The 17,526-nt window shown below is 75.5% G+C and carries 12 protein-coding genes; 8 read left to right on the top strand and 4 right to left on the bottom strand.

Translation table 11 applies throughout. The features are described 5' to 3' along the window. Positions 1-40: 40 nt before the first annotated feature. The 3 genes from ACH47X_RS26240 to ACH47X_RS26230 form a co-directional block, all read right to left on the bottom strand. Positions 41-1,243 (bottom strand): LCP family protein, encoded by a 1,203-nt coding sequence (locus tag ACH47X_RS26240; protein ID WP_397408294.1) that lies wholly within the window; start codon positions 1,241-1,243, stop codon positions 41-43. A 388-nt stretch (positions 1,244-1,631) separates the two neighbouring features. Beyond that, entirely contained in the window at positions 1,632-2,951 is a 1,320-nt protein-coding gene (locus ACH47X_RS26235) for an LCP family protein (RefSeq protein ID WP_397408292.1), read from the bottom strand. 112 nt (positions 2,952-3,063) lie between these two features. Further along, positions 3,064-3,798: a TIGR03089 family protein gene (locus tag ACH47X_RS26230; RefSeq protein WP_397408290.1), complete on the bottom strand. Its 735-nt coding sequence runs from the start codon at positions 3,796-3,798 to the stop codon at positions 3,064-3,066. A 484-nt stretch (positions 3,799-4,282) separates the two neighbouring features. On the opposite strand from ACH47X_RS26230, the gene ACH47X_RS26225 reads away from it, so the two are divergent. From ACH47X_RS26225 to ACH47X_RS26215, 3 genes are all read left to right on the top strand, one after another. Then, positions 4,283-4,624: a WhiB family transcriptional regulator gene (locus tag ACH47X_RS26225; protein WP_036960858.1), complete on the top strand. Its 342-nt coding sequence runs from the start codon at positions 4,283-4,285 to the stop codon at positions 4,622-4,624. 201 nt (positions 4,625-4,825) lie between these two features. Then, positions 4,826-8,230 carry a glycosyltransferase family 2 protein gene (locus tag ACH47X_RS26220; RefSeq protein WP_397408288.1) on the top strand — a complete coding sequence of 1,135 codons (3,405 nt, stop codon included), beginning with the start codon at positions 4,826-4,828 and terminating at the stop codon, positions 8,228-8,230. Beyond that, complete coding sequence (locus ACH47X_RS26215) at positions 8,227-9,843, top strand: DUF5719 family protein (RefSeq protein WP_397408286.1); 1,617 nt, start codon at positions 8,227-8,229, stop codon at positions 9,841-9,843. The genes ACH47X_RS26220 and ACH47X_RS26215 overlap by 4 nt, the downstream gene beginning before the upstream one ends. 24 nt (positions 9,844-9,867) lie before the next feature. On the opposite strand, the gene ACH47X_RS26210 is transcribed toward ACH47X_RS26215, so the two are convergent. Continuing rightward, positions 9,868-10,479 (bottom strand): metallopeptidase family protein, encoded by a 612-nt coding sequence (locus ACH47X_RS26210; protein WP_397408284.1) that lies wholly within the window; start codon positions 10,477-10,479, stop codon positions 9,868-9,870. Positions 10,480-10,570: 91 nt separating this feature from the next. Between ACH47X_RS26210 and ACH47X_RS26205 the strand changes: the two genes are divergently transcribed. From ACH47X_RS26205 to ACH47X_RS26185, 5 genes are all read left to right on the top strand, one after another. After that, on the top strand, positions 10,571-12,232 hold the full coding sequence (locus tag ACH47X_RS26205; RefSeq protein ID WP_397408282.1) for a DUF2142 domain-containing protein: 1,662 nt from the start codon (positions 10,571-10,573) through the stop codon (positions 12,230-12,232). Between the two features lie 1,505 nt (positions 12,233-13,737). After that, positions 13,738-14,805 (top strand): glycosyltransferase family 2 protein, encoded by a 1,068-nt coding sequence (locus ACH47X_RS26200; protein WP_397408280.1) that lies wholly within the window; start codon positions 13,738-13,740, stop codon positions 14,803-14,805. Beyond that, complete coding sequence (locus ACH47X_RS26195) at positions 14,805-15,929, top strand: glycosyltransferase (RefSeq protein ID WP_397408278.1); 1,125 nt, start codon at positions 14,805-14,807, stop codon at positions 15,927-15,929. Before ACH47X_RS26200 ends, ACH47X_RS26195 begins: the two co-directional genes overlap by 1 nt. Positions 15,930-15,943: 14 nt before the next feature. Next, a complete protein-coding gene (locus tag ACH47X_RS26190; protein ID WP_397408276.1) occupies positions 15,944-16,966 on the top strand; it encodes a lysylphosphatidylglycerol synthase domain-containing protein in 1,023 nt (340 codons plus the stop codon). Between the two features lie 52 nt (positions 16,967-17,018). After that, positions 17,019-17,381 carry a DUF3499 domain-containing protein gene (locus tag ACH47X_RS26185; RefSeq protein WP_036959523.1) on the top strand — a complete coding sequence of 121 codons (363 nt, stop codon included), beginning with the start codon at positions 17,019-17,021 and terminating at the stop codon, positions 17,379-17,381. The last annotated feature ends 145 nt before the right edge of the window (positions 17,382-17,526 follow it).

The following is a 17,526-nucleotide window of genomic DNA, read 5'->3' as shown; positions in this document are numbered from 1 at the left end:
GAGGGACCCGGGCGTCCGGCACGTTGCGGCGAGGGCCGAGTCAGGAGCCCGGCATGCCGCCGATCTTCTCGCCGGCCGGGTACTCGCCGTCGCGGATCTTGGCCCAGAACTCGCCGGTCTGGTTCTCGTCCAGCAGCACCGCGGAGGCGCCCGACGGTGTCCGGTAGTTGATCGTCGCGATGGGCGGGGTGCCGGTCACGCCGTCGTCGCCGTTCGCGGACCGGAAGGCCAGCCCCAGCCGCGCGATGTCGATGATTCCCGTGTCGGTGTCGGTCACCAGCGCCGACAGGCCGGCGTCGGCGAGGCCGACCTGGTTGGCCGGGTTGAGCAGCACGCCGGGGTCGGCGACCTTCTTGCCGATCGCGCCGATGACCTGCTGCTGCCGCTGCGCGCGGCCGATGTCGCCCGTCGGGTCGGAGTAGCGCATGCGGGAGAACGCCAGCGCGGTCTTGCCGTCCGCGACGTGGCAGCCCTTCTTCCAGTCGAGCTTCGACTTGACGTCGTGCACGTCGTAGTCGAGGCACAGCCGCACGCCGCCCACGGCGTCGACGACACCGGAGACGCCGCCGAAGCCGACCTCCACGTAGTGGTCGACGGTCAGGCCGCTCAGCTTTTCCACGGTCTGGACGAGCATCGGCGCGCCGCCGTAGGAGTAGGCGGCGTTGATCTTGTTGCCACCCGAGCCGTCAGGCATCTCCGCGAAGGTGTCACGCGGGATCGAGATGAGCGCCACCGGACCGGACCGCGGCTCGTGCAGCAGCATGATCGTGTCGGTGCGCGCGCCGCTCGTGGAGTCGTTGATGCCGCCGCTGCCGCGGGCGTCTGAGCCCGCAAGCAGGTACGTGGTGCCGGGCGTGTTCTTCGCGTCGGACAGCGCCTCGACGTGCTGGATCTTGCCGTTGGCCCAGATCAGCAGGCCGACGGGCCACGCGAGGATCGCCAGCAGCACCAGCACCGCGATGACGCCGGCCACGCGGCCCTTGCGGATTCGGATGTTGCCGCCGCCCCTGCCACCGCGCCCGCCCGAGGCGAGGGCGCCGGCGGGGTAGCTCCCGCCCCGGCCGTTGCCGCCGGCCGCGGGGCGCGGGGCGCTGCGCACCGGCGTCGGCCGCACGGGCTGGGCGCTCGCCCGGACCGGGCGACCGGGCGGGATGGCCTGCGGCGGCTGGCCGCCGCCGTGGGGCGCCTGGCGAGGCGGGATCGAGCGCGGCACCTGCCCGGCGGCCTCGCTGCGCGCGGGCATGCCCGACCTACGTGGTGGAACGGGCGGGGGATTCGTACCCCTGCGATCGCCGGACACCGGTACCTCCCGTGAAGACTGTCTACGGATACGTGGTTCTGAGCGCGCTTCGTCGGAGCCTTCCGGCCGTCCGATGCGGTGGGCGCCACCGACGCCGGGAATCCCGACGCCGGGCGTCTCCGCGTTCGCGGGTCCGCCCTGCTGCCTGCTCGACGCCGCGCCGGGCAGGGTGCGCGGGCGCTCGCCCGTGTCACCGACCGGGATCGCGTCGTCGGCGCCCGGACGCCCGCTCACGCCCTGCGGCGTGAAGCTGGGCGGGATCCGGACGCGCGTGACGTCGTCGTCGGCCGAGGAGGCCGATCGCTTCGACGTTCTGGGATCTGACATGGGCTCAGCCGCAGACCTTGGTGGTGTCGGCGCCGGTGAAGGCCTCTTCACCGGCCTGCTTGATCTCGGTCGAGGCCGGTGTGGGCTCGGCCGAGGAGTCGTCGCCGGCCTCGGCGTCGGTCCCCGTCCCGCTGCCCGCGTCCGTCCCCGTGGCCTCCTCGCCCGTGGTCCCGTCCTCGGTGGCGGACCCCGAGGGGTCTGCCGACGGCTCGTCCGGGTCGTCGGTGAGGGGCTTGTCGTGCTTGACGTCGTCCCACAGCTGTACGGCCTCGTCCGTCCATACGACGTTAGCCGCGTTGTTCGGGTCGTACTCGTTGGGGACGGTCATGAAAGTGATCGTGTCAGGCCGTACGTTCCGCATGGAGTAGGCCAACCCGGCGAGTCCGTCGATGCTGGCCAGCTCGTCGTTCATGGTGAGCGAGCCGGTGACCGCCTTGAGGAACTTGAGCGTCTTCGACGGGTTCGTCAGCACGTCCTGGCTCAGCACCTTGCGGGCGAGCGAGGCCATGACCTCCTGCTGCCTGCCGATCCGGCCGAGGTCGGACCCGTCGCCGAGCCCCGGACCCTTGCGGGCCCGGGCGTAGTCGAGGGCCTTCTGCCCCTGGAGGGTGTGGGTGCCGGGCGAGAGCGAGAGGTGGTTCGCCTCCGCGGAGTAGATCTCCTGCTCGACGCAGACGTCGACGCCGCCGACGGCGTCGATCATCGAGGAGAAGCCGGCGAAGTCGACGACGATGAAGCCGTCCATGTACACGCCGGTGAGCTCTTCGATCGTCTTGACCGCGCACAGGGCGCCGTCGGCGACCTCGCCGCCGGCCTGCACGCCCTGCGAGAAGGCGGCGTTGAACTTGGTGCCGTACAGCTCGGCCGTGGTCGCGCCGTCGGTCGTGGTGCAGCTCGGGACGTTCACCGTGGAGTCGCGGGGGATCGAGATCATCTCGATCCGCGACCGGTCGCCCGAGATGTGCATGACGACGGTGGTGTCGGAGCGGGCGCCGATCTCGCCGCCGCCCGCCAGTGCGTCGTTGTCACCGCTGCGCGAGTCGCTGCCCATCACCACGATGTTCAGCGGAGTGCCGGCGTTGGGGTCCTTGGGGAGCACCTGCTTGGGCCGGTTCGTGCCGAGGGCGGCCATGTCGGCGGTCTCGATGTTCCCGGTCAGCTGGGTCACCGCCGTCGCCCCGCCTGCGATCCCGAGCGAGAGGGCCGCGACGACCACCAGTGCCACCACACGCGGCGCGCCGCTCAGGTGTCTCAGCTTCCGGGCATGGGACGGCCCCCGCGAGGGGTTCGTCGCACCTGTGGCGCTGAAGTCGGGAAATGTCACGGTCACCGATCCTAGAGACTGCATGTTGCACGGCGGCGCACCGCCCGGGGGCGGACCGTAGAGGGTTCGTGGAGGAGCGCTGTGGTTCAGCCGATCGGCTCGGCCGATCCGCTCAGTCGACCCGCTCCGTGGAGCGCAGCCGCTCCCGGCGCGCGTCGTCCGCCTCGAGGGCGGCAGCGGTCCCGGCCGAGGTGAGGACCACCGAGCCGCCGCCGGCCCAGATGCCGAGCAGCGCTCGCAGCACGTCGGCCACGGCACCGCGCCCGTCCACGAGCACCCGCGCACCGTCGCCGGACTCCGGAACCAGGCCCTTGTGCCCGACGGCGCCCGCCGCGGTCACCAGCGCGTCCTGGTCCGGGTCGACGTCGGGCACCCAGCCGATCACGTCGCCGTAGGTCATCACGGCCGAGGCGGCGTCGATCGCGCCGGGCGGCAGCTCGCCGTCGTACCGGCGGGCGAGCGCTGGCAGGGAGACGACGACGAGGTCCGCCCCGGCGTCGGTCCAGCGCTCCGGTGTGTCGGTGACGACCACGTCGGGCCCGCCCACGGCGGCGTCGGGCAGGGCCACGGTCGCGCCGGTCCGCCAGGCGGCCAGTGTCCACACCGCGGCGCGCCAGTGCACGGGCAGGTCGACGACGACGGTGGTGCCCGGGGCGGCGTCGAACTCCTCGACGAGCAGGTTGACGGTCTTGCTGGCCCAGTTGGCGAGCACGGCGCCGGACAGCTCGACCCGTTCGCCGTCGTCGCCGTACCAGGTCAGCCGGGGCCGACCGCCGTCGGCGGCGAGGCGGGCGAGGAGCGAGGCGACGTCGGGCACGGGGCCGCCGCTGCGAGGCGCGATCTGCATGCGGTCAGCCTAGGTCGGAAGTCGCGGAGGCAGGCACGCGGGACCATGCCCGGCGTGCCCGGGCGCGCGGGTCGGCCGGAAGTGGTGTCGCGGGCGCGGGCGTACGCCTCATTGCTCCGCAGGGCGTTCTCGGTGGCCGGCCGCGGGTGCCTCGCCGGCCTTTGTCGCGCGGGCGCGCGGATGGCCTCTCCGGCGTGTCGACTCGCCGGTTGTTTCGTGACCCGGAAAAGCGGCCGGCAAGTGAGACGTGCGCCACGACCTGCGGAAGGACTCGTGAATTACCCGTGGAACCCGTGGGCGATAGCACATTTCCGCTTGACGACTCCAGGCGACACGCGTGTAATTCCATGTATGCAGTTTTCGTAGCGAATACGCAACGGGGCCTGAAACTGCAGGTCTGGCCAGTCAGGCTTGATGGGTCGGTGGATCGGCACGATCTCCCGGCCAGGCCTCGGGGCACGGACACGGCATGGAGGGGCACGTCATGTGGAACATGCTGGAATCGGACGTGGAGTTCCCGACCGACGCCGAGAGCGAGGTGGCGCCGGTCGCACCGGTCCTGCCGCTCTTCGGCGAGCTGTATGTGCTGAACGAGCCGGACGACTCCCTGCTCGGCTGGCAGGAGCGCGCCCTGTGCGCGCAGACCGACCCGGAGGCCTTCTTCCCGGAGAAGGGCGGGTCCACCCGCGAGGCCAAGAAGGTCTGCTCGGGGTGCGAGGTACGGGCGGAGTGCCTGGACTACGCGCTGGAGAACGACGAGCGGTTCGGGATCTGGGGCGGTCTCTCGGAGCGTGAGCGCCGCAAGCTCAAGCGCCGCGCCGTGTGAGCCGGAGGCGTAGCGCAGGGTGAGGGCCGAGGAACGAGGCATCTCGCCCGGAGCGAAGCCGCAGGCTCACACGGCAAAAAACAGAGCCTGAGCGCCTGACAAGGACGCAGGACCGAGCCCGCGCAACCAGCGCACCGTTCGGCGCCCACCCGGCGCGTCTGCGGCGTGTCGGCGCCGACTCGCCGCATGATGTGGAACGAGATGAGCGCTCCACGCACCGACAGCCTGTCGGCTCCCAGCCCGGACCGGGGGTCCCACACGACCCCGGCAGGACCGGTGTGGGCCAAGGTCCCGGCCCAGCCCACCGTGCAACCGCCCGTGGCGGTCACGGTGACCGCCGTCGTGGTCACCCGCGGCAGCAGTCCTTACCTCGCCGCCACGCTCGCCGCGCTGCGCGCCCAGTCGCGCACCCCGGACGACGTGGTCGTGGTCGACGTCGACACCGCCCCTGCGACGTCGGGCCACCAGGACCTGCAGCTCGGCGGCGCCCGGTACGTCGCGGGCGCGGGTGCCCGGACCTTCGGCGACGCGATCCATGCCGCGCTCGCCGCGGCCGGCACCCCCGCGCACGGCTGGCTGTGGTTGCTGCACGACGACTCCGCGCCCGCGCCGGGCGCGCTGGCCGCGCTGAGCCGCGCGGTGGAGCACTCGAACGCGGTGGCCGTCGCGGGCGCCAAGCAGCGCCGCTGGGAGGTGGGCCCGGACGGGCTGCCGCTCGACCCGGACGTGTCCGACCGGGGCGTGCTCCTGGAAGTGGGCCACACGGTCTCGCCGCTGGGCCGCCGCATGACGGGGATCGACGACACCGAGATCGACCAGGGCCAGCACGACTCGCGCGAGGACGTGCTCGCCGTGGGGCTCGCCGGGGCGCTGGTGCGCGCGTCGGTGTGGCGCGAGGTGGGTGGCACCGACCCGGCCTTCGGCCAGTTCGGCGACTCGACGGACTTCTGCCGCCGCGTGCGGCTCGCGGGCCACCGCGTCGTCGTCGTGCCCGACGCCGTGGTGCGGCATGCACAGGTCGCCCTGCACGCCCCCGGCTCGGCCGGTGCCCGCCGTCGCAGCCAGCTCTACCTGCGCCTCACGTCCGTCGCACCGTGGGTGCTGCCGTTCGCGATGCTCGCCATGGTGGTGTGGGCGCCGTTCGCCGCGAGCTACCGGCTCGCGATGAAGCACCCCGACCGCGCCCGCGACGAGCTGGTCGCACCCCTGTGGGCGGTGTTCCGCCTCGGTCCGCTGCTGCGCGCCCGACGGCGCGCCGCGCGCACCTCCACCGTGCCGCGCGGCGTGCTGCGGCCGCTGCTGGGCACCTGGCGCGAGGTGGCCGTGGAGCGCCGCGACAAGCGGCTCGCCCGCGGCGAGGCGCACCGGGTCGACGCGGCGCCGTCCGAGCTGGAGCAGGCGGAGCTGCAGGTCCTGGCCGTCCGGCGGCGCTCGGCGCTCGCCGTTGTCGTGGTCGCCGCCGTCGGTCTGGCGGCGGCGCTGTTCGGCCCCGGGCTGGGCGCGCTCGCGTCAGGCGGCCGGCTGGTCGGCGGCGCCCTGCTCCCGGCCGGGGGCACGACGGCGACCACGTGGTCGGCCGCGACGTCCGGCTGGGTGCGCGACGGGCTCGGCACGGCCGCACCGGCCGACCCCCTGCTGTTCGTGCTGTCCGGCCTGTCCGTTCTGGCGGGCGGCACCCTGCAGCACGCCGTGAACGCGCTGCTCCTGCTGGCGCTGCCGGTGGCCGCCGTGGGTGCCTGGGCCGCCGCGGGCACCGTGACGCGCTCCGTGTGGCTGCGGGTGCTCGCCGCGCTCGCGTGGACGGCCGCCCCCGCATTCCTCGGCTCGCTGGACGGCGGCCTGCTCGGCGCGGTACTGGTGCACGCCCTGCTGCCGTGGACCGCCGTCGCGCTCGTGCGTGCCGTGGGCGCCCAGGCCGTCGACGAGGTGGCGCACGCCGACGATCTCGCGGAGCAGCCGGCCGACGCCCACGGTAGCCACGGCGCACACGGCCCACGGACGAGCACCCGGACGAGCACCCGGACCGGCACCGGATCGCTGGGCGCGGCCGGCGCGGGCGGCCTGCTGCTGGCCTGCGTGGTCGCGGGCGCGCCGGTGCTGCTCCCCGCCGCGGTGCTGGTGCTCGCGGGCGCGCTGCTCGTCGCCCCGCGCCGCCGCGTGCATCTCGTGCTCGCCCTGGCGCCCGCCCTCGTGGTCGGCGCGCCCCTGTGGTGGACCGTGCTGCGGGACCGCGACCTGGGTCTCCTGACCGCCGAGCCCCTCGCCGGCTCGGGCGTGCCGGCCCCCGGCGCCGCCTCGGGCCTGGAGCTGCTGCTCGGCCTGCCCGTCGCCCCCGCGGCCTGGTTGGACGTGCCGGGCGACGGTCCACTGTCGACCGCCGCCCGCGCCGTGGTCGCGGTCGCCCCCTGGGCGCTCGGGGCGCTGGTGGTCGCGCTGGCGGTGGTCGGCCTCGTGGGCGCGCTGCTCGGCATCGGCCGCAGGGACCTCGCGGGCTCCGGCCGGCACGTCGCGACGACGTCGCTGGTCGGCTGGCTGGTCGCGGCCGTGGGCCTCGCCGTCGCGGTGCACGCTCAGGACGACGGCCGGTGGGCCGGCCCGGGTCTCTCGCTGCTGCTGCTCGGCCTCGGCGCCGCGGCCGTCGCGGGTGCCGGTGTGCTCACCGGGCACGGCGCGGCGCTCAGCGGTTTCCTCGGTTCGACGCGCAGGGTGGTCGCCGTCGCGCTCGTGGTCGCCGCCGTGCTGCTCCCCGCCGCGCAGGCGACGGTGTGGCTGACCGGCTCCGGGACCGTCACGAGCGGCAACCGGGCCGGGCTGCTGCACGTGACGACCGAACCGGTGGTGCCCGCCGTCGGGCAGCAGATGCAGGCGCCGCCCCGCCAGGCCCGCGTGCTCCAGGCGGACGTGGACGACGACGGCACCGTCCGGTACGCGCTGCTGCGGGCCGACGGCTCGCAGCTCGCCGACGCCTCTGTCGCGGCGCGGGCCGCCGCGTCGGCGCGTGACGAGGACGCGGACCCCGCCACCGACCCGGCCGCCGCGCTCGACACGGTGGTCGCCGCGCTGACCTCCGGCACCACGGAGGGGGTGCCGCAGCAGCTCGCGGACCTGGGGATCGGGGCCGTGCAGGTGCGGTCCGGCGGCGCGGTCACACCCGCCGTCGGCGAGCTCGTGGCCACGCTCGACATGGTGCCCGGCATGAGCCGGGTGACCGAGGGACAGGCCGTCTCCGTGTGGCGGGTGGCGCCCGCCGAGGACCCGGCGCCCGGTTGGGCCCGCATCGAGGAGGACGGCGCCACGCGCCAGGTGCTGCCGTCGGGCGGCACGTTCGTGCGGGCCGACGTCGAGGCCGGCGGCGCGGACCGCACCGTCGTGCTGGCGGAGACCGCGGGCCGTGGCTGGCAGGCGAGCCTGGACGGCAAGCGGCTCGAGCGGGTGCGAGCGGCCGAGGCGGCCGGGCTGCAGGCCTTCGAGCTCGGGCCCGACGCCGGGCAGCTCGTCGTCCGCTACGAGGCGCCGCACCGCACGGCCTGGCTCGTGCTCACGACGTTCACACTGGTGGTCTTCGCCCTGCTGGCGCTGCCGGTGGGCCGCAGGAGGGGTCGATGAAGCGCAAGAACCTCACGGTCCCGTCCTCGGTGCGCCGTGCGGCGGCTGCCGTCGGCGGTCTGCTGTGCGCGACGGCGGTCGCCGCCCTCGCCACGACGGGCACGGTCACGCCCGGTGCCGGCCGGGGCGGCGGCCCGTCCGTCGACGACGTCCGCACCGTGCCCGTGGCGGCCGCCGGGACGGGGCTGGTCTGCCCCGCCCCGGCCCTGCTGGAGCAGCCGGAAGCCGGCGACGACGAGTTCAGCGCGACCCCGGTCGAGACCACCACGTCGCTGACGGCGGCGGTGCTCGACCCGGCAGCCGGCGAGCAGCCCGTCGTCACCACGCTCGGCGGCGAGCCGGAGGGGGATCTCACGGGCGCGCTGGAGCAGGGGAGCGCCGCCGCGGTGCGCACGGGCACGCCGCCCGACGCGCGCGTGCTGCGCCTGACCCCGTCGGCCGCGACGTTCGCGGCCGCGACCGTGGCGTCCGTGACCACCGAGGGCGACCTGCGCGGCCTGGTCGCCGGGCCGTGTGCCGAGCCGGCGGTGGAGCACTGGCTGGTCGGCGGCAGCACGTCGGTGGGCTCCAGCGGCCGCCTCGTGCTGCAGAACCCGGGCCGCACGCCCGCGACCGTGACGCTCCAGGCCTGGGGCGCCTCCGGGCCCGTGGTGCTCGGGAGCCAGTCGCTCGTGGTGGTGCCGCCCGGGGAGCAGGTGGTCACCATGCTGGAGGCTGTCGCGCCCGACCAGAACCGCCTCGCTCTGCACGTCACCGCCGAGGGTGGCCGCGTCGGGGCGTACGTGCAGCATCACCGGATCGACGGCCTGGTGCCCGCGGGCGCCGACCTCGTCGTGGGCGGGGGAGCGCCCGCACGGACCACCGCGGTCTCGGGCGTGGTCAGCACGGGCGAGGCGGTGGACGACCCGCACGCGCCGCGCCTCGACGTCCTGGCGCCGGGGGAGCGGGGCGGCACGGCCCGGCTCGCGGTGCTGGGCCCCGACGGGCCGGTCCGGCTGCGCGGCGGCGAGGAGCTGCCGCTCGAACCGGGCCAGGTGACCACGCTGCCGCTGGGCGGGCTGCCCGAGGGCACCTACACGGTGGTGGTGGACGCCGACGTGCCGGTCGTGGCCGGCGCGGCCCTGGACCGCAAGGGCAAGCCCGCGCGCGACGCGGTGATCGACGACGACCCCTACGACCGGGCGTGGCTGGCCGGCCAGGCGGTACCCACCACGGGCGGGGTGGCCGACGGCGCGGTCGCCGTCCCGGAGGAGATCTCCTACGACGTGACGCTGAGCAGCGTGCCCGGCGAACGCGACCCCGACCGGATCGACGACGCGACCGGCAGCACCGAGGTGACGCTGCGCGGCGTCGGGCCGGACGGCTCCCAGGCCTGGACGCACGAGGTCGACGTGCCCGCCGGGCAGACCGTCGAGGTGGGCTCGGCCGAGCTGGCGGAGCTGGGCGACGCCGTGGCCGTGGTGGCCGAGCAGTCCGCCGACGAGCCCGAGGTGGTGTGGTCGGTGCGCATGGCGGACCCCGACGACGAGTCGCTGTTCTCCGTGCTCGCGCCGACGTCGCCGCTCGCGGCGGACGGCGACGTGCGCGTGCGCCGGGTCGACGCGGCGGGCTGACCTCGCCCCGGGCGGGGTCCGGGGCTAGGAGCGCTCGCCGAAGTTCGGGTCGATCTCCTCCGGTGTGCGCGCCAGCAGGTGCGCCACCTGCTCCACGACGACGTCGCGCACCAGGTCGGCGAGGTCCTCCAGGTCGACGGCCCGCACCTCCACGGGGCGGCGGTAGACGACCACGCGTCCGGGGCGCCCGGCCTCGGCGGGGAAGAACCGGCCGAGCAGCACCCCGCCGTCCTCCCACGGCGCGGGGTCGGACGGCGGCACGTCCTCCACCGCGAACTCCGTGCCGCGCAGGTGCGCGGCCCAGGTGCGGTCGAGATCCTCGACCACGTCGAGCACGAGGTCGTCGAACCGCTGCGCGCGCGTGCGGTGCGCGGGCGCGCCCGGCGGGAGCATGGGGCCGCGCAGCCCGCGGCCGCGACGGTCGCGGCGTCGGGGCCCGGCGTCCTGACCCGCCTCGCCGGGGCGGGCGGCCGCCAGCCGGAGCAGGTCGGCCTGCGACGCCTTGGGGATGCCGGACGGGTTGCCGGGTGCGGTGGCAGACCCGGTGCCGGACTGGTTGCTGCCGGAGGAGCCGCTGGCGGGTCCGGAGCCCCGGCCCGACCGCCGGTTCCGGCCACGAGGAGAAAACGGAGGCACCTACTGACGATACGTCGGATCGGGGGCCTCTTCGGTCACCTGCCGCCCGCGCCGCACGAGTTCGGCAACCTCGTCCCCCTATCCTGTGCCCGTGCGCGACGATCCCGCCGAGGCGGCGTACCGCAGAGCCCTGGCGCTGGTCACCGCGCTCGTCACCCTCGTGGGCGGGCTCTGGGCGGTGCTCACCCCGGCGTTCCGCGCCCCCGACGAACCGCAGCACGTGAACAGCGTGCTCCGGCTCGCGTACGGCGGCGGCTGGCCTGGCGCCGGCGAGGCGCTGGTAGGCCCCGCCGTCGACGAGGCGCGAGCGCAGGCGGCGCTCGCGACCGACGTCCCCGGGCGGCACCTCGACCGCGAGGGCATCCCCCCGTTCGTCGCCGTCGCGCCCGTCCCCGACGCCGAGCGTGGCACCGTGACCGGCGCGAACGCCCTGGCCGAACCGCTGCCGCCCGGGACCAGCACGCGGCACCTCGACCCCGAGGCCGTGGACCAGATGACCCAGCACCCGCCCCTGTACTACGCGGTCGCCGCGGGCTACCTGCACGTCACTGGCCTGGCCGAGGCGCGGTGGGACCACCAGCTGCTCGCGCTGCGGTTGTTCGACATCGCGCTGCTCGTGCCCCTGCCGCTGCTGGCGGCCGCGACCGTGCGGCGGCTGGCCCGGTCGCGCCCGGCGGCGCTGGTGGCGGCGTCGTTCACGCTGTTCGTGCCGCAGGCCGGGCACATCCTGGGCAGCGTCACGAACGACGCGCTCGTCATGCTCAGCGGCGCGCTGACCGCCTACCTCTGCGTGCGCGTGGTCACGGGCGACCTCCGGCCGCGGACGGCGGTGGCGCTCGGCGCGGCGGTGGGCGTCGGGCTGCTCACCAAGGTCATGGCGGCCTTCGCGCTGCCCGTGGTCCTGGCGGCCTACCTGCTGGTGGCCGGCCCGCGAGGCCGGCGCGTGGGCGGCGCGGTACTCGCCGGCGGCGTGGCGTTCGCCGTCGGCGGCTGGTGGTGGCTGCGCAACCTGCTGGTGCTGGGCACGGTGCAGCCGGTGGGCATCCCGGACCGGTTCCCGGACGACGAGCCCCGCGGCCTCTGGTACTTCCTGCGGGTCGTCGTCACCGGCCTGACCCGGTCGTTCTTCGGCAACTTCGGCTGGCTGGAGATCCGCCTGCCCGACGCCGTCTTCTGGTCCGCCGCCGTGGTCGTGGCCCTGCTCTGCGCGATGGCCGTCGCGCGTGGGCCCGCGCGGCGCGCCACCGCCGTGCTCCTGCTGCAGCCCGCGGCCCTGTGGTGCGGCGTACTGGTCAACGCCTGGCCCGACTACGCGGCCCACGGCTGGATCTCCGCCATCCAGGGCCGGTACCTGTTCGCCGGGCTCCTGGCGCTGAGCGTCGGGACGGCGCTCGGCCTGGTCGCCCTGCTCGGCCCGCGCCTGCGCCGAGCGGCCCCGTGGCTGGTCGGCGCCGCCGGCCTGGCCGCCGCGAGCGGCCTCGTCCACGGGTTCCACGGCTTCTACCAGGGCCCGGGCGAGTCCGTGGCCGACGCCGCGGCCCGCTGGGCCGGCTGGAGCCCGCTGACCGGACCTCAGCTCGTGGCGGTCGGCGTCGTGGTCGCGACCGTCGGCGTCGCCGCCGTGGTGGCGACCGCGCGCTTCGCGGGTGCGGAGGCGGCCGCGACCACGCGGAGCGCGAGCACCGCCGACGTCCCCACGGCGGCCGCGGCGAGCGCGCCCACGACGCCGGCCGGCAGCGGCAGCTCGGAGTAGTACCCGGGTGGCGCCGGGCCGGCCAGCTCGACGGACAGCCAGACCGCGAGGTCGAGCAGGGTCAGCGCGGTCCAGGCCGGAACGAGCAGCCGGGGCCGTACCGAGAGCCCCGCGGCGATCGCGAGGCACAGCGGCAGGGACACCACGAGCAGGTACCGCGGGTAGACCCCGCCGCTGCTGGCGGCGTACCCGACCTGCACCGACACCGAGACCAGGACGGCGACGAACGGCAGGAGCCGCAGCAGCAGCCGGTCGGTCCGGTGGACGGGGGCTTCGCCAGGCCCCGCCGACGGCGCCTGGGCCTCTGCTCCCCGGGCGCCCGCCCGCCGGCGCCGGAGCGCGACGACCAGGGCGATCACCAGCGGTGTCCACACGAGCAGCACGGCGGTGACCACGAGCGTGGTGACCGTCAGGACGGTGTTCGGCGGCAGGCGGCCGGCCCACCAGAACAGGTCGGGCAGGCGGGCCCAGGTCACCGGGTCGGCGAGCACCGCCCACACGGGCCGCTCCTGCCGGTTCTGGTTGGCCAGCGCCCAGTCGAAGTGCGACCCGGTGAGGTTGCCGGTCAGCTCCAGGTTGCGCAGGTAGAACCAGCCGCTGGCGACCAGCACCGCCCCGGGCCCGGCCGCCGCCAGCGCCACGACGTGCGCCCACCGCCCGCGGCCCTGGGCGGCCCGGACCGCCCCGGCGAGCAGCGCCGCGCCCGCCACGACCGCGGCGATGAGCGCGGCGGACAGCCGGGTCAGCGCGCAGGCTGCCGCGACCAGCGACAGGAGAGCGACGAGGCGTGCGTCGAGGCCGCGCCGTACCGCGGTGCCGGCCAGCCCGAACAGCACGGTGACGCCCGTGGCGGCGAGCAGGTCGTTGTACGCGCTGCCGCCCACGTGCGCCGCGGCGGGCATGGCGCCCGCCAGGAACGCCACGAGCGGCGGCAGTGTGCTGCCCGGCCGGGTCAGCCGACGCGCGCTCCACCACGCCGCGAGCACGAAGACTCCGCTGAGCAGCACGTTCGCCCCGCGCGCGGCGTAGACGGCGGCGACCGGGTGGCCGGTGTCCGCCAGGGGGCCCACGAGCGGGGCGACGAGCAGGTAGTACAGCGGCGGGTGCTGGGCGGTCCACTGCACGGGGGCGAGCCAGGCGCCGTCGGGCCGCAGCTCCAGCCCGTCCTCGAAGACCGGCAGGTCGCCGTGCCACACCTGGTACGCGTAGTCGACGTGCGGGGGCTCGTCGCCGGTCGCGTACGGGGCGTCGGCCAGTGCGACGGTCAGGGACAGCAGCACGCCGCAGAGCACCGCGACCTGGATCGCCCGGCGCTCGTCGGGCGTGCGGTGTCGGGACACGCGTGCAGGGTAGCCACGGCAGGTTGACGTCCCGCGGCCCCGTGGTCACGGCCGGATAACAGTCATTGCAGGGCACGCAGTGTTCATGCCCTGGTCATGTGCCGCTCCTACGCTCGTGAAGCCAGTCACCGCTCCTTGGAACACTGCTCATCGAAAGCACAGGCCATGAAGCTGTTCGTGCAGATTCCCTGCTTGAACGAGGAAGAGACGCTTCCTCTCGTGCTCGCCACGATCCCGCGCAGCATCCCGGGGATCGACGAGATCGAGATCCTGGTCGTCGACGACGGGTCCACCGACCGCACCGTGGAGGTCGCGCGCCGGCTCGGCGTGCGCCACTTCGTGCACCACACCCGGAACATGGGGCTCGCCCGGTCGTTCCGTGACGGCGTGGACTACGCGCTGCGGCACGGAGCGGACGTCGTGGTGAACACCGACGGCGACAACCAGTACCCGCAGGAACGGATCGGCGACCTGGTGCTGCCCGTGGTGCTCGGCGATGCCGACATCGTGATCGCCGACCGGCAGACCGCCACCATCGAGCACTTCTCGCCGCTGAAGAAGACCCTGCAGCAGGTGGGCAGCGCCGTGGTGAACTTCGCCGCCGGGACCGACCTGCCCGACGCCGCGAGCGGGTTCCGCGCCTACTCACGCCCGGCGCTGCTGCGCCTGAACGTCGTCACGCAGTTCAGCTACTGCATGGAGACGATCATCCAGGCCGGGCACAAGCGGATGCGGATCCAGAGCCTGCCCGTCACGACCAACCCGAAGACGCGCGAGTCGCGGCTGTTCAGCAGCATGTGGCAGCACATCGCCAGGTCGGGCCAGGCGATCAGCCGGTCCTACGTCATGTTCAAGCCGCACACGGTGTTCGTCACGCTCGGGCTCCTGTTCGCCCTCGGCGCGCTGGTGCCGTTCGGCCGGTACGCGGTGCTCCTCGCCACCGGGACCGCCGGGCAGCACCTGCAGTCCATCGTGCTCGGGGCGACGTCGCTGGTGGGGGCGCTGCTCAGCTTCGCCCTGCTCGTGCTGGCCGACCTCCAGCGCACCAACCGGGTGCTGCTCGAGGAGACGCTGGAGCGCCTCAAGGAGGTGCAGTACGGCACGACCACGGGCCCGGCCGCGGCGGACGCCGCCCGGAGCCGCGCTGCGTCGTCCGAACGGACCGCCAAGCCGTCCACGGCCCCGGGCCGGCCCGCCGGGTCCGGTCGCGCGGACGTCCCGGCGGCCGTGTAGTGATCACCTTCGGCACGTACGACGCCGCGCGGCACCCCCGCACCGCCGTCCTGGTCGCCGGGCTGCGCGCCCACGGCGTCAAGGTCACCGAGCTCAACCGCCCCCTGGGGTTCTCGACCGCCGAACGCGTGCGGATGCTGCGGCAACCGTGGCGGCTGCCCGTCCTGGCGGCCCGCCTGCTGCGCTGCTGGGCGGGCCTGACGGCCGACGCCCTCCGGCTGCGCCGCGCGGAGGGCGTGCCCCGGGCCGTGCTCGTCGGCTACCTCGGCCACTTCGACGTGCTCCTGGCCCGCCTGCTGCACCCGCGGTCCGTGGTCGTGCTCGACCACCTCGTCTTCGCCGGCGACACCGCCGCCGACCGCGGGGCCACCGGCCTGCGCGTCCGGCTGCTCACAGGGCTGGACCGGCTCGCGACCGCCTGCGCCGACGTCGTGGTCACCGACACCGAGGAGCACCGGCGGATGCTCCCCGACCCGCGCAAGGGCGTCGTGGTGCTGGTCGGTGCGTCGGACGAGTGGCGCCCCCCGGGCGTCGAGACGCACTCCCCGCGGGTCGAGCCTGTCGAGAACCCGGCCCGGCTCGCCCCGCTCTCCGTCGTCTTCTTCGGGCTGTACACCCCGCTCCAGGGCACCCCCGTCATCGCCGAGGCCGTGCGCGACGCCGTCGCCGCGGGCGCACCTCTGCGCGTCACGCTGGTCGGCACGGGCCAGGACCTGGCCCGCACCCGCGAGATCCTGGCCGGAACCCCCGGCGTGACCTGGCACGACTGGGTCGAGCCCGGCGAGCTGCCCGCCCTGGTCGCCGGCCACGACGTCTGCCTCGGCATCTTCAGCGACACCCCCAAGGGCCTGCGCGTGGTGCCGAACAAGGTGTACCAGGGCCTTGCCGCCGGCTGCGTCGTCGTCAGCTCCGACACCGCGCCCCAGCGCCGCGCGCTCGGGGAGAGCCTCGAGCTCGTCCCGCCCGCCGACGCCGCGGCGCTCGCGGCGCGGCTGACCGACCTCTGCGACCCCGCCGTGCTGCGCGCCGCGCGCGAGCGCGCCGTCCGCGGCCGCGACCGGATCCGGCCCCAGGTGGTCACCGAACCGCTGGCGGCCGCGCTGCGCCGTCGGGACGTGCTGTGAGGGCGCCCTGCTCCGTGCCGGACGTCGCCGAGGCTCCACCTGCGGAGGCCGGGGTCGCCGTCGGGCCCGCCGTGCACCGCTCGCTGCCCGGCCGCGTGCTCGCCGCGCTCCGGTCGCCCTGGGTGCGCTCGGGCTTCCTCGTCGTCGCGCTGGGGCTGGCGCTCTGGTACGTGCTGGCGCACCGGGAGGCGCTGGTGCGGGCCGCAGCCGGGCTGTCCGCGGCCGGGCTGGCGCTCGTCGTCGTGCTGGGCGTCCTGTACGTGTGGTGCACGCTGCTGGCGTGGCGCGCGATCCTGGCCGACCTGGGGTCGCCGCTGCCGCTGCGCGGCGCCGTGGCGGTGTTCGGCATCAGTCAGCTCGGCAAGTACGTGCCGGGCGGCGTGTGGAACGTGGTGGCCGCCGCCGAGGTGGGCGCCGGGCACGGGGTGCCGCGCCGTCGGTCCGGGACTTCCATGCTGGTGGCGGTCGCCGTCTCGGTGGCCTCGGGTGCGGCCGTGGGCGCGGTGGCGCTGCCGTTCGTCTCGGCCGGGGCGCTGGACGCGTGGTCCTGGGTGGGGTGGGCCGCGCCCGGGGTGGTGCTGGTCCTCGCGCCGCCGGTGCTCAACCGCCTGGTCGGGCTGGCACTGTGGGTCGGCCGGCGCGACGCGCCGGAGCACCCGATGACCTGGGGCGGCCTGGGTCGCGCCGCCGCGTGGTCGGTGGCGGGCTGGCTCGTGGCCGGCCTGCAGCTCTGGGTGCTCTGCGCGGGTCTGGGCCTGCCCCTGACCGCCCGGACGTTCGCCCTGGCGACCGGCGGCTGGGCGCTCGCCTGGACCGTCGGCTTCCTGTTCGTGCTCGCGCCGGCCGGTGCCGGCGTACGCGAGGTGGTGCTCGCGGCGGTGCTCGCCGGGTCGCTCGCGGGCCCGTCCGCGGGGCTCGCGGTGGTGGTCAGCCGGGTGGTCCTGACGGTGGTCGACCTCGCCTTCGCGGGTGCCGGCCTGCTGCTCGCCCGGTCCTCGCGGAGAATTCATGCCGGTTCCCCGCCGTTACGCCCGTGAATGCCCGGCGTGTTCGGCACGTCCTACCCGGTCAGCGGCGTAGTCTCGGCGAGTGAGATCGGTGAGACAGTGTTCGCGCTCGGCCTGCACCAATGCGGCCGTGGCGACGCTCACGTACGTGTACGCGGACTCGACCGCGGTCCTGGGTCCGTTGGCGCACCTGGCCGAGCCCCACAGCTACGACCTGTGCGCGGAGCACGCGGAGCGGCTGACCGCGCCGCGCGGGTGGGAGGTGGTCCGCCTCATGCCCGAGTTCGAGGACGCGGGGCCGAGCCCCGACGACCTCTCCGCGCTGGCCGACGCCGTCCGCGAGGCCGGCCGCCGTCGTCGTCCGGCGGAGCCGTCCACGGTGACCGAGACGGCCCGCCGCGGCCACCTGCGCGTGCTGCGCGCGGACGACGACAACTCGGCCTGACCCTGCTACCCGACCGCGCGGCTAGGTCGGCAGAAGATCGATCGGTCGGCAGAATGTCAGGTGGTGGGGCCCCCCGGGGGGCGGCCCCCCGTCGAGGCGCCCCCCCAGGTGGGCGGGGGGGGCCCTGCCGCCGCGGGCGCGGCGG

This window comes from Promicromonospora kroppenstedtii, from assembly GCF_044389675.1.
Taxonomy (GTDB): domain Bacteria; phylum Actinomycetota; class Actinomycetes; order Actinomycetales; family Cellulomonadaceae; genus Promicromonospora; species Promicromonospora kroppenstedtii.
This window is presented reverse-complemented; position numbering and strand designations above follow the sequence as displayed.

Coding starts and splice junctions, on each gene's coding strand:
- ACH47X_RS26240 (WP_397408294.1), bottom strand. CDS start 1,243: ATGCCCGCGCGCAGCGAGGCCGCCGGGCAGGTGCCGCGCTCGATCCCG.
- ACH47X_RS26230 (WP_397408290.1), bottom strand. CDS start 3,798: ATGCAGATCGCGCCTCGCAGCGGCGGCCCCGTGCCCGACGTCGCCTCG.
- ACH47X_RS26225 (WP_036960858.1), top strand. CDS start 4,283: ATGTGGAACATGCTGGAATCGGACGTGGAGTTCCCGACCGACGCCGAG.
- ACH47X_RS26220 (WP_397408288.1), top strand. CDS start 4,826: ATGAGCGCTCCACGCACCGACAGCCTGTCGGCTCCCAGCCCGGACCGG.
- ACH47X_RS26215 (WP_397408286.1), top strand. CDS start 8,227: ATGAAGCGCAAGAACCTCACGGTCCCGTCCTCGGTGCGCCGTGCGGCG.
- ACH47X_RS26200 (WP_397408280.1), top strand. CDS start 13,738: ATGAAGCTGTTCGTGCAGATTCCCTGCTTGAACGAGGAAGAGACGCTT.